At 48.5% G+C, this 12,707-nt stretch carries 9 protein-coding genes; 2 read left to right on the top strand and 7 right to left on the bottom strand.

Annotation, left to right across the window (positions count from 1 at the left end):
* Positions 1 to 1,079 precede the first annotated feature (1,079 nt).
* The 3 genes from AB9P05_RS02950 to AB9P05_RS02940 form a co-directional block, all read right to left on the bottom strand.
* Positions 1,080 to 1,385 (bottom strand): hypothetical protein, encoded by a 306-nt coding sequence (locus AB9P05_RS02950; RefSeq protein WP_371907322.1) that lies wholly within the window; start codon positions 1,383 to 1,385, stop codon positions 1,080 to 1,082.
* A complete protein-coding gene (locus AB9P05_RS02945) occupies positions 1,385 to 2,452 on the bottom strand; it encodes a hypothetical protein (RefSeq protein WP_371907321.1) in 1,068 nt (355 codons plus the stop codon). Before AB9P05_RS02945 ends, AB9P05_RS02950 begins: the two co-directional genes overlap by 1 nt.
* Positions 2,453 to 2,619: 167 nt before the next feature.
* The gene (locus tag AB9P05_RS02940; RefSeq protein WP_371907320.1) at positions 2,620 to 3,720 is read right to left on the bottom strand and encodes a hypothetical protein; all 1,101 of its coding nucleotides are present in this window, start codon (positions 3,718 to 3,720) and stop codon (positions 2,620 to 2,622) included.
* Positions 3,721 to 3,756: 36 nt separating this feature from the next.
* Between AB9P05_RS02940 and AB9P05_RS02935 the strand changes: the two genes are divergently transcribed.
* A complete protein-coding gene (locus AB9P05_RS02935; protein WP_371907319.1) occupies positions 3,757 to 3,903 on the top strand; it encodes a transposase domain-containing protein in 147 nt (48 codons plus the stop codon).
* 31 nt (positions 3,904 to 3,934) lie between these two features.
* On the opposite strand, the gene AB9P05_RS02930 is transcribed toward AB9P05_RS02935, so the two are convergent.
* The 4 genes from AB9P05_RS02930 to AB9P05_RS02915 all read right to left on the bottom strand — a co-directional run bounded on the left by AB9P05_RS02930 (position 3,935) and on the right by AB9P05_RS02915 (position 11,396).
* Positions 3,935 to 4,699 (bottom strand): PoNe immunity protein domain-containing protein, encoded by a 765-nt coding sequence (locus AB9P05_RS02930; protein ID WP_371907318.1) that lies wholly within the window; start codon positions 4,697 to 4,699, stop codon positions 3,935 to 3,937.
* Positions 4,700 to 4,701: 2 nt separating this feature from the next.
* Complete coding sequence (locus AB9P05_RS02925) at positions 4,702 to 5,076, bottom strand: hypothetical protein (protein ID WP_371907317.1); 375 nt, start codon at positions 5,074 to 5,076, stop codon at positions 4,702 to 4,704.
* Between the two features lie 551 nt (positions 5,077 to 5,627).
* On the bottom strand, positions 5,628 to 6,260 hold the full coding sequence (locus AB9P05_RS02920) for a hypothetical protein (protein WP_371907316.1): 633 nt from the start codon (positions 6,258 to 6,260) through the stop codon (positions 5,628 to 5,630).
* Between the two features lie 3 nt (positions 6,261 to 6,263).
* On the bottom strand, positions 6,264 to 11,396 hold the full coding sequence (locus AB9P05_RS02915; RefSeq protein WP_371907315.1) for a hypothetical protein: 5,133 nt from the start codon (positions 11,394 to 11,396) through the stop codon (positions 6,264 to 6,266).
* Positions 11,397 to 11,656: 260 nt separating this feature from the next.
* Here AB9P05_RS02915 and AB9P05_RS02910 point away from each other — a divergent pair, with 260 nt between their 5' ends.
* Positions 11,657 to 12,283, top strand: a complete 627-nt coding sequence (locus AB9P05_RS02910; protein ID WP_371907314.1) for a helix-turn-helix domain-containing protein — start codon at positions 11,657 to 11,659, stop codon at positions 12,281 to 12,283.
* Positions 12,284 to 12,707: the final 424 nt, after the last annotated feature.

The raw sequence follows: 12,707 nt of genomic DNA, 5'->3' as shown, positions 1-12,707 counted from the left end.
TTCAGTATATATCCCTCAAAATTAGGGCGCTATTCAATACCCCCTTAAGTCAGGTAAGATTATCAGCATATCCCATAAGTACACAGCCAAGCCCCGGGCACCGGAAAGTATAATATATTTTATATCAGCCCTTTTTCTACCCTGTGCCCATCCTGTGGGTATCCCGTGGGTATCCTTTAAGCAAAAGCACCTGACCTATAGGCACGCCTGTTTATAACTATTTCAGGAAACAGTCAGCAGCGCCCTTCATCTCCCCTCTAAACCTCCCTATATGATCCCCCCATGTGCCTTCCAGGATAAAATGTGAAATACCAATCATCTCCAGAGTCCCCCTGTTCACACACTCAATTTCCACAAGCTAGCCGGCACCACTACCACCTTCACACTAGCACACCCCTCAGGCTCATGTCAAAATCCCTGCATAGCAAAATGAAAGCGTTAGCTCCTGATTAAAGGGTTGCAGCAAATGCCTGTTTTTAAGCCGATAGCCACTTTGCATAAGGAGTCCGGGGCTATATTCTCGCCAGATTGTAGAGAATAGAATAGGGAAGCCTTTAACTAGTAAAAGGCTTGCTTTTTATCATAAGTCCTCATCTTAGTATGCCTGAGAGTATAAATGCACTTACAGGTGTGATAGACCGGCTGAGGGCTTAATGAGCAAATCGTTCGGGGTTCCGGTCCAATACAAAAAGGATTAAAACTTGATTCGTTTTTTCGGCTATTAATTGATCCCAAACCTTCGTGAGCTACTTGAACGCAAGCCCGGTTCCACCACAATAAAGATTGAAACAGGTTTTATTTCTAGGTTTGAAGCTTGTCAAACACCTCGCGGCTTATCTTAAAATTCTCATCTTAACCGATGGTCTTAATTTTGGGGAGTATTACACAGAACTTCTATGGCACGGCCAGTCTTGACTGAACCCAACCTGACTTTAGCAACTCCTCTAACAACTGTAAGGCCTACAACTGTGAAAGCCTTTGACACATTTTGTGAAATATTCCCTGGAGGTCAAGCATTTCCTGCCAGTTAGTGACAAACTCGTAGAGATCATCTACTGCTTAGAGTATGTTTTCATAAGCTATGGAGTTCTCAAAATAAATTCTCGTATCCAATCCATTCCATTTATGTCTTGACTTACTTCTTGAGGACTTTTCCCCCCCAATGCTGGAATTCCTTTAACTAGCCACTTTTTAAAATTTGTAATTTCTCCTTTAAACATGTAGGATGACAGACTTGCTAAAGCCCTATTAATATCTTCATCAAAAGGTGAAACTTTTTCAAGCTCATTCAGAAAATCAAGATGTTTAGGTAACTCATTCTCTACTACATCCTTTTGGAATTTTTCCCAATAATCCTGCCGGAAGAATAGCCATAGTTCACTCATTAATTTACTATTTTAATCAGCTCTTTGCCTTTTATAAACCCATTTGCTGTTCCTGAATTAAATATCACAATGTTCACAAAGTATAAGTTGTCACTCACTCCTCTTGCAGATGGAGCAATGATGCCTTTATATCTCCTCTGGCTCCATGATCCTAATATATGAGAAAACTCGTACGATTCATTTGTAATTTGATCTAAGCTAATACCAAGCTGTTTCCTTACTTTTGGATTTGTAAGATCAAGCAAGCCTTCTGCATCAATATTTCTATATAAAAAGGTGGTAGTATTTCCTTCAATTTCTTTTCCCCAATGGGTTAGTTCCTGTGTATTACCTTCTTTTGAGGAACTGAAATAAAGGGCATCTTCCCCAGGCTGACTATATCTGTGAGATTTACCCCTAGGAATATAGTGCGTATGTAAGGGATCCAGACCATTATCCACTATTCTATATAAATCACCACTGTAAATAACTGGTTTTGGAGCATCTATTTTAGATAGTCTATAGATAAGCTCCTCTCCATTGTTGACAGAACCCCTTAGAATTCTGTTCCAATTATCGTAACCTCCAAAATCTTCAATGTCATCCAAATACCTGGAGACATCATTCAACTCATCAATTTCAGCCTTCAACGGCGAATTAGCATCGTCCAGCACCCTCCAGGCATCAGCCAGTTCCGGATTGTCCTTAAAATGACGAAGCAAATCCGTTCCTTCAATGCCTCTCTCCAGCCTGGCAAGTGTAGCCTGATCAAATCCTCTATTGGCAAGTTGCTTTTTGAGTAACTGAAAGTCCAGCTTATCAGTAAATGTTGCCCACTTGCTACTACCCTGAGCTTTTAACTCATCCATATACCGCAGGATGGCTTTCACCCTGGCTGATTTGGATAGCAGAGTTACGCCTTCGAGGGCTATGGTGGCTACAGGAATCACCAAGCGTCCCTGCTCATAATAGGCAGCAGGTGTCTGAGAGGTGAGTGTGGTAAGGTAGTCATTGATCTGATTTTCAACCTGGAAATACAGGCTAAGCATGTCTTCCCAACTGGTGACAAACTCATGCAAATCGTCCACAGCCTCGCAGCTTCTCGCAAGCCTGTTGGTTGAATCACTCGTTATCGAACCCTTCTTTCATATCCTTCATCCTGTCTTATAGTTAGTTACTTTACTACTTGATGACACACTTTATGAAACAGTCTGAGGTAGAGAGTCTTTCGATACTCCCTGCAAGAACGGTTGGCTCATTTGCTTATCTCAGCCAGTCTCAAAAACATATCATACAATTCTCCAACGTTCCGGATGGCCTGCTGAATGTCAGGCCGTTCCATCGCTTCGTCCAAGGCCAGCTTTCCTATCTCCATGACGGCGAGCATACGTAAGAGAGCCGGCGCCCCGCGCGTTAGCAGTATTTTAGAAGCAGCGCCAAGGCCCAATAGGTTAGAGCCGGTGCTGATTACTTCCATCAGGTGTTCACGGTTGCTTTGGGTGCCATGATAGTAGACGAAGAGGGCGGGAACCAGTAGTACTTCTTCCTGGCTGCCGGTATGCAGCTTCACCAGGTCAAGGGGGTTTACATCGGTTATACCAGGCTGCTCTTTCGAGCATTGGACGCTGGTGCCGAAGTTACGCCTGCCCAGGCAGGCGTACAGGCCAAGGTGGTTCCGGCTGTTAAACCGGCTGCCTTCTACCAGTACATAGGCGAGGCCTCTGTGGGCAGGGTTTACTTCATATATCTCCGCAGGCACTTCACCTAAGCGGATAAAGTGCTCAGTCTGCCCGGGACCAAAGCGATTGGTTAGCTCCCAAAGGATGTTGACGAAGGTGCTGAGGTCTTCCCCATCCAGGCCGGCATAAAGGTCATGGACCAGGCCGGGGTGGTCATGCAGGGTCTGGTATAACGCCTGCTTGTCACTATAGGCCTTAAGGATGTTAATGACGGCTATCTCTTCATTGGTGCCGTTTACATAGAGGCCATCGTCCATTATGCAGCCTGATAAAGAGATTAATGCCTGATACAGGCTTTCATCCGGTAATTCGGAGGCGACGAAAGGGGGAATGGTTTCGTAGATGACATCAAGCTTGTCACAGTCGCCATCCGCATTGGTTATTGCTTGCTTGTAGATGTCCAGATAATATGGATGAGCGATAGAGGGAATGTGAAACCCTATCCTGTGGAGCAGCTTTTCAAAATCTTCAAAAGTGTAAGCCCACAGGCGAATGGCGGTGCCTTCTTTATCGGCGTAGGGTATGTCGAGGTAAAAGCCGGTGTGGGTCTGGCGTTCGGGGTCAACGGAAAGGCCTGTTTTGAGGTAAATGTCATCCGGATAGGCCAGGTCAAGCACGCCATTATCGGACAGCTCGACGTACAGGCGGCCATAATGTACAATCTGTTCGGCACATGCAAGCTCAATGACATTAACCCGCTGGAATGGCTCACTGAGACCCTCAGAAAACCACCAGATTACAAAGTCAACCGCATGAATTACTACCTATTAAACATTAGGATAAAATACAATACGCCCTAGGCCGAAGGGATGCACGGTATGCACCGAAAGTCTAGTGATTTGCTCGGTAATAATCTGCCAAGTCCTTGGGATAGTACTGCTGATCTCTGTAGGTGCTATCATCTAATCCCTTGATGCAAGTAACTGCTGCTGCTTCAAAACACCAATAGCCACTGTAGGTATCATGTTTGCCTTTATGGTTGTCATACCAGCCGGCATTCTTATGCTCTTTGTACCAGTCTTTTTCTAAGAACGCCTTAATAAGAGATTCAGCTTTGGCTTTATCTTCGGTTTCCGTGGCTTCTCGCAGTTTGCCAAAGAGCTTCCAGCCATGTTTATAGCTCTCTTCCTTTAACTTAGGGCGGTTCGGAATTTTCGCTGATGTGATAAACTCAAATAGCTTATCCTTTACCTGATCTTGATCAATAACATTCACCAACTTTTCAAATTGCACTATGGAAACATCCAACAAGTAGCCTAAAGAAAACATCCACAGCATTGTATCATAATTTCCTAAAGAATATTGATCTAAGATTTCCCTTTTCTTACCTATAAATTTACAGTTGCCTGGCCAATAGGTAGAAATTAGGTCGGTAGCTTCAAAATACTCTTTCAATAATTGATCCGGTGACATTCCTGATGAATACTTGGCACTAATCCTTCGAATCAGGCTATTAATCATTGATAGTCTAGCCGGTAAAACTCTATCAGGCTTCACACTACCACTAGCAATTTTTTCTTCAGTTTGTCTATCTAAATTCTCAAGCTTACTTAAAAAAGTAACAAAATAGCTTTTATCCTTAATTTGATCTCTCATAATCATGGGGTAAAATCTCCAGCAGTTCCTCGAATTACATATCCATATTCATCAATTAGCCGGTAAGTTACTGAACCATCAGGAGCCACTTTGGCTAAAATCTTTTTGTAACCAAATAGCTCAATATCTCTCGCTAACTCATCACCAACGGCATTAACAAGTCTATTATCTGAAAAAATCCATTCATCACTCATTTGCCTGGCCAAACCAGTGGCAGCATCTGCCGAATTCAAAGATGCTGAACCCGTATATTTTCCTTCTACTATAAAATACTCTCCATTCTTTCTGTAAACCCCATCAATCCCATTATGACTAGGAGCGTCTATATCTGTAATTCTTGGCTGTAATGATTCATAGCCTTTACCATTCAAATCCAAATCCGCTCCTATTTCTCCAAAATTACCCTTTCTGGCATTGGATGCATTGGCAATATCATCGGCATACTGATCAATGATACTGCATTGTTTCAGGTTGTCAATATTCCGTCTTGCCGCTTGTGAGAAACCTTATTCGTTCAGTTTCTTCCACGCCTCAACCAAGTCTGGATGACCTACAAACACATCTTTTTTTACCCACATTTTTCCAGATGGCTGATCCTTTTCGAAATTGATTAATCTCTAATTTTTGTATTAGTGATTTAGATACCGAAATAAGATTGAGCAAATCACTCGAAAGATAAAAGCAGAAACTTTCAGAGAATTTATTAGCGCAACTTTCAATGCATTCTTTATTAGAAAAATCAATACGTTCAGACTTATCGTCTTTTAAATGATGTAATTCAAGCCAGTCAGCTTCTTCAGCATCTACTGTTGCCTAACTTGACCGATAGATAAAACGTCAAGATTAGAAACGTATACTCGTTCAGCCTGTACTGTCGGTAGAAACAAGCCAAGAAATACAAGAATGAAATATAGATTTGTGCAGAATCTCATTTGATAAAGAGTTTTTCAAAAACCTTAAGATGAGCCTGCGCTTGTTCTTTTTTAGCCGCTTGTTTTTTTATCAACTCATAAAACTCATCTCTTTTCTCTTGAAATTTGGGATGACCGGCAAGTTTCAATATCAAAATGGCCTTAGGGAGTAAAATAGCACCTTGTATAAATGGCACTATTTCTTTTGGCTCTTTGTCCGCCAATAGATTGGCAACTTCTTCTATGGTGTTATATTGGTCGAAGAAAGCCAAAGCTGCGGCAATCAGCTTTTGAAGTTCTCCTGATATTTTGGCAAAGGTGCTATCGTTATTAATCTCTTGATCTAACAGCTTGTAGTCAATACCTTCAATATTTACCAAACTGTTTTTAATTGTGTAATTACTAGAGTTTTTAACCCTTTCTGCTCGGTATAAAGGTATAAGCTCTTTTTCTACTTCTTCAAAAATTATATTTCCCATTGATCCAAAAATGTATGCCCCATGTGGAAAATATTCTCGTGTAGCTAAATGAATTTGTAGCTCCCTATTTGATTCTTTTTTTTGAAAAATTGCATGTCCATCTAAAATGCGAAAGCCTTCTGGTTTAACACTGTTAATATGATTTAAAAAATCCTTTTTTAAATATACCATAGATTAAAGCTTATCAATTCCAGAAATTACATCTCCACTATCTGAGTCATACACCTTGTACCACTTGATTTCTCCATCAAAATTCAGCTCATCAGTTTGTTCTAATATTTCTCCAGATCCAAACTCTGACTGTTTACTAACATTTCTCACCCCATAACTAGACTTTGATAAAGCATTACTTTGAGGTGTAGTAAAATTGGTCGATGACTTCAATTTATTTTCGATCACAATAATGTCTTCTATGTCTCCAAAATCGTCATACTTCACAAAAACCTGATCCGCTACAAAATATTTATCTCCATCATATTTCAGCTGAACTTGGGAGAACATATCGTAATCATCCAGATTCTTTCCAAAGTCTGTTGAAACTTTGTTTTTCAATGAACCATACCACTGAGAAGTCCTGTTTTTAAGGGCATTCAGTACTGTTTCAGCTTCAAATTTTTTTCCTAAAGCAGTAACATCCTTAAAAAATTCTCGCTGGCTCCACTTCTGCCACCTAGCATCTCCTGTCTTACTAATCTCCCAGGCATAAGAAGGGTCATCTTTCAACTGCTTCCAGACATTGGTTACATCGTCCGGACTTTCTTTAAACAGTGTCTTTAATTCATCTGCCCATTTCGGGTTCAGCAAATCATCATCCAACCGCTTGAGTAGGTCATCACTGTAACCAGATATATTCTCTAAAAACTTGGTATTCGTCCTTAAATCAACATGTTTCCCGACAGCCTTCCAAGCGTTGACCAACCCCGGTTCGGCTTCAAATTTAGCCAAAAGGCTGGCATCTGAAAGGGTTTCGTCCAGTTTAGACAAGGTCGTGCCATCGAGGTTCAGACCTTGGATTTTGGCTATCAGCTCCTGGCTACGAATGCTGTTCAGGTGGGGGTAGCCAGCAAAAAGGGCCTCAGGAATCATGGATTCCCCTCTCACTTTCTTCGCCTCTTCAGCCTGTTCGATGACCTCATCCAGCTTGTCCGCGGCCTGGGTTTCTCCCTGTGCGCGCAGGGCCTTGCTGGCCTTACGGCCATTCGTCACTAAATCAGTCAGCACATCCGCACTGAAAACGGTCAGGTCTACAGTGATACTGATCCAGTAGTAATTATCCACAAACCACTCACCCCCTTCATCTCGAATGGCCTGCCGGACATCAGACCGCTCCATCGCTTCGTCCAGGGCCAGCTTTCCTATCTCCATGACGGCGAGCATGCGTAAGAGAGCCGGCGCTCCGCGGGTGAGCAGTATTTTAGAAGCGGCGCCAAGGCCTAACAGGTTAGAGCCGGTGCTGATCACGTCCATCAGGTGCTCCCGGTTGCTTTGGGTGCCATGGTAGTACACGAACAGGGCGGGGACCAGTAGTACCTCTTCCTGGCTGCCGGTATGCAGCTTCACCAGGTCGAGGGGGTTTACATCGGTTATGCCGGGCTGCTCTTTCGAGCATTGGACGCTGGTACCGAAGTTACGCCTGCCCAGGCAGGCGTACAAGCCGAGGTGGTTCTGGCTGTTAAACCGGCTGCCTTCTACCAGTACATAGGCGAGGCCTCTGTGGGCAGGGTTTACTTCATATATCTCCGCAGGCACTTCACCTAAGCGGATAAAGTGCTCAGTCTGCCCCGGACCAAAGCGATTGGTTAGCTCCCAAAGGATGTTGACGAAGGTGCTGAGGTCTTCGCCATCCAGGCCGGCATAAAGGTCATGGACCAGGCCGGGGTGGTCATACAGGGTCTGGTAGAGGGACTGCTTGTCACTATAGGCTTTCAGAATGTTTATGACAGCTATCTCTTCATTGGTGCCGTTTACATAGAGGCCATCGTCCATTATGCAGCCTGATAAAGAGATTAATGCCTGGTACAGACTTTCATCCGGTAATTCGGAGGCGACGAAAGGGGGAATGGTTTCGTAGATGACATCAAGCTTGTCACAGTCGCCATCCGCATTGGTTATCGCTTGCTTGTAGATGTCCAGATAATATGGATGAGCGATAGAGGGAATGTGAAACCCTATCCTATGGAGCAGCTTTTCAAATTCCTGAAAGGTGTAAGCCCACAGGCGAATGGCGGTGCCTTCTTTATCTGCGTAGGGTATGTCGAGGTAAAAGCCGGTGTGGGTATGGCGTTCGGGGTCAACGGAAAGACCTGTTTTGAGGTAAATGTCATCCGGATGGACCAGGTCCAGCACGCCATTATCGGACAGCTCGACGTACAGGCGGAGCTGTTCTCCCTCGTAGTCGGCAAGTTGTACGACATCGCTCCACGAGTGACCGGTGTAAAAATCAAGCTTTTTATAAGGGGTGGCGTTTCCTTTATTCTCTCTGATAAAGTCAAGCAGGGCGTTGATACGGGCGTAGTCACTCATCGCCACCTCCTCATCCCCGGTGAGCAGGCCCCATACGGGTCGGGGGTTGTGGATGAGGTCCCACTGGTGTTTGTGCAGCTCGGTACCGAAAAAGGTGTAGTCCATCAGGTTGTCTGTGGCCCACTCCTCCAGTGCGGGAGTCTCCACGAAGGTGTGCTGGAGCCGGAAGGCGCCGTGGCCGAGCTCGTGGGCGATGGTCTTGTCGAAGTGGTCGGGGTTACCGATGCGGGAGGTGAAGATGAAGCCGAACTGGCGCTTGTAGGGCATAAAGCCGGCCCTGGCGTTGTGCGTTCCGTCTTCGTCTATGGCGCTTTTGGGGGTGTGGACCAGGAAGAGGTAGTAGGTGCCTTCTGCTGTCTTATGCGCCTGCTCATAGCGCCTGATGAGCTTTCTCATCTCAGGGGTGTAGTTGGAGAGCATGCCGGTATTCCCGTCGTCCAGGGCGCCGTCTCCATCGGTGTCGTAGTCGGCGGTAAAGGCTTTCTCGTAAGTGACGGTCCAGTTGACTACGGCGGGGCCATAGGTGGCTTTCAGGGCTTTTAAGATGTCTGTCCCACTGTCGGGCTTCATGTAGCCGGCCCCGTTGACGGGCACTACCTTCAGGGTGAAGTGCTCGGGGGCGTAGCTTACCGTATTGAGTTTCCCACTGAGGCTCTCAGTGCTGTCTTCAGCATTGGTGCGTATGGCCTGCAGGTAGCCTTCTTCTTTATCGCCCTGGCCGGTGAGTAGCAGGGTGTAGTGCTCATCATCGGTCTTTTCGAGGATGGGTACGGGCTGGCCTGTTTCTGTGTAGAGCTTAAGATTAGTTGTATCACCCTGTAGGGTGACTCTGTCGGTCTGCCCGGTGGCCAGGGCCTTCCAGGCGATGGGATAGGTATCTGTTCCTTCACTAAGGGGAAGGCTTTCGTAGTGCTCAGCGTAGGCGTCATGCAGTTGGGTATCGAAGCCGTAGTGCTGGTGCTCGTAGGCTGTGAAGTAGACGGGCTGGCTGATGCGGTCACCAGTGGCGAGTACAGTAGTCTCTGCCTCCGGCTCGATGATGGGGCCTATGCGGCCTTCCTCATCGATCACGATGGTGCGGCCCTGGCTGTCGGTAACGGCCACACTCTGGCCGGCGGGCTGCTGGATCTCGAGGGTCTCACCGCTGGCGAGGGTGACAACGTAGGTGCGTGAGTCGGTGGTCGCTTCGTTATTGCCTTCGGCCGGTTCTTTCAGGGTGACGGCTTCAAGGTAGCCGGAGACGGTGATGGTGGTATCGGCCAGTTGCTGCCGGTCTTCCCAAAATTCTTCTATGCCTTCCCGCCACTCATCGAGGGGCTTGCTGAGGGCATGGACGAGCCCGTCGGTCATCCGGTAGTCGGTATTGATGGCGATGCGGTCGAACTGTACAGGAAGGGTAAGGCCCATCCAGGGGACGTAGATGGTGCCTCTTCCGCTGAACACACCGTCGCCACCGCGGACTTCCTGCAGGCGCATGGTGAACTTGCCTACAGCGATCTGGTCACCGACAAGGGCATTGGGCAGGGGCTCCCGGTTGGTGATTTCGGGCAGGGGGCCTTCATCATCATAGCAGGCCTGCTCAGGTGGGGTCTGGGTGGTAAAGGCGGTGACCGGGCTCCATTGGCTGGCGATGCCGTTGCGCACCACGCCGGCCTTTACTTCGTAGGGGGTGCCGGGAGCCAGCTCCCGGGCGATGAAGACCGTGTCGGTGATATCGACGCTGTGCCAGGGCCAGTCGGGCTGGTGGGTAGGGCGGTACTGCAGCCGGTAGGTGGTGGCCTGGCGACGCCGGTTGTCTCTGTGGTAGCCGGCAAAGGAGAACCTGGCGTGGACGTGGCTGAGGGCCTCGGCGCTGAGGTCGCTGAGGGGAGGCAGGTCGGCTACGGGGGTGCCAGGTACGAAGGCGCAGACCCGGCTGTAGCCCTGGTTTTTGAAAACCTCTTCCGGGGAACCGGTTAGTACAAAGCCGGATTGGTCATTTAACTGCGCCCTAACCCGCCAGGCATAGGTAAGGCCTTCCTGCAGGGGCGGTAGCTCGAGGCCGTAGGGGAGGCTGGTCTGGCGGGTGACGGTCTGGTAGAGAGGAGGCAGGCTGCGCATCGCCTCTTCGGGTGGCAGGCCACCGCGCACTTCTACCAGGGTGAATTCGTAGGCGATGCCGCTAAGGCCGCTACCCCGGTGCATGGGGGTCCACTGGAAGAGCAAAGGCTGGCCGGGTGGGCAGGTGACCTGGCTATTGCAGGCGGGCAGGTTGAGCAGGGGCGGATCGGCCAGGACGAGCCAGGCGGTGGCAGTAGCAGGAGCAGAAAGGGGGACATCGGGCCGGCGGAAGTCGTAGGCCTGTACCGTGAAGCGGTAGAAGCCTTCGGGGAGCTGGCCGCCGCTTTGGAGGAAGCGACTGCGGTCATAGCCGCTGAAGTCTAATGCGTCGGCAGAGAGGCCACCAGCCAGCTCGGGGGCGGAGAGCAGGCGGGGCATGCCGCCCTGCAGGGTGATGACATTGCCCTGGTAGCCCTGTCGGGTGCTGAGCCGTATGCCGGGGCCTTCGATGCTCCAGCGGAGCTGCACCGGGTAGCTGGGCTCACTAAGGTCGCGCAGCAGGAGCTGCACCTGCAGGCTGCCGGGCTGGCCGTAGTGGCTCAGGTAGACGCTGTTGGGCGGAAAGATTTGCAGGCTGGCCTGCACGGCGGACTGGGCAGCGGCCTGCCCAAATACCCCCCACAGGCAGAGCATACACACCCATACCTTCACCCACAGCCGTAAAAACGGCCTCCCTTTCATCATAGCTCCCATGGTACTGTCACCGGATAATTTTGCACAATAGAACCAGTACGCAAATAGGAGACAACCCTACACTAATGCACAACGATATAAGCGGATTACTTACCTGGCTGGGGGAATTTACTTCAGCAGTATATAGCACACTTCACAAGAGAGGTGTTAAGGCACAAGAGCCATTCACAAAACATGCATATAGTTTTAAAATTTCCCTTACTCATGCGACATTGCCTTTACACTCTTTAACCGAACCTTAAAGACCGAACATGAAAACGTTACACTACCCCAGCCTTTTCAAATACGCCCGACAGAGCATGGGCCTGAACCAGAGGGAGATGGCCGAGCGCCTTCTCGTACACCAAAGCACCATAAGTAAGATAGAAAGCGGCAGGCATTGCCCCCACAGAGGTACCATGATGGGCCTTGCGCGCCTGACCGGCCTCTCCATGCACCTGCTCACCCAAAGGGCAGCACACCATACCCGGCAGCAGGAATCAAACAAAACCACCCCGGCCAACCGCCCCGCCATCAGGTTTAAACCCGCAGACCTGCAGGTCGCCCGCTTTCGCCAAAGCGAGCTGCGTAACAAGCTGAAGGCCACCCTCTACCTGAAAGAAAAAGCCCTGCAAAGGCTACAGGCCCAGCGCTATATGCATGACCTGGCAGAGACAAATGCCCTGCAAATACTCAGTGAAGCACAGGAGATTACCAGTCACCTCCAACAGAATAATGCTCCCCCCGCCCTGCTGGCTACAGCCCGTAAAACACAACACGAGGCCGCCAGCCACCTGGCCCTGCTCCGCAAAAAAGCCATCCGCATACCCCCAGGCTACAAACTACTGCTTATGGAGGCAGAAGTGAGGCAGCTAAAAGCGAGAATAGAGGTTCTTTGAAAAGATAATGGCTAGTGGATAATTAGTGTCCATTATCCATACCCAAATAGCACCAGTCCCCGTCGTATGACGGGGCCCCCATCGGTGAGAGATGCTGTTGGGATCGCTAAAACCTAACCCATCATCCCCACACTAAACCCGCGGGGTTGTCCCATCCGCCCTCCGGTGGTCCAGACATTTTGCATTACCCGCACAGCTGTCCATAGCCGCAAGCTAAATCACCCCTGCCTGTAGAGGCGCGATTCATCGCGCCTTGTTCCGTCTGGCAAGAAATCAGGGAAGGGTCACAAAACCCAAAAAATGCTCATCAGCCGCCCGTCTGCAAGCCCGGCCTACAAGCTAAGCACCACAATTCCCGTCCTGATTTAAGAGGTCTGACTTTCGGAGAAATTTTAAAAAATGCTGTGGTTTTTTTGAACCGCCC

It is taken from the genome of Roseivirga sp. BDSF3-8 (assembly GCF_041449215.1).
Classification (GTDB): Bacteria; Bacteroidota; Bacteroidia; order Cytophagales; family Cyclobacteriaceae; genus JBGNFV01.
The sequence above is the reverse complement of the archived record's forward strand: the minus strand, read 5'-3'. Positions and strand labels throughout refer to the sequence as shown.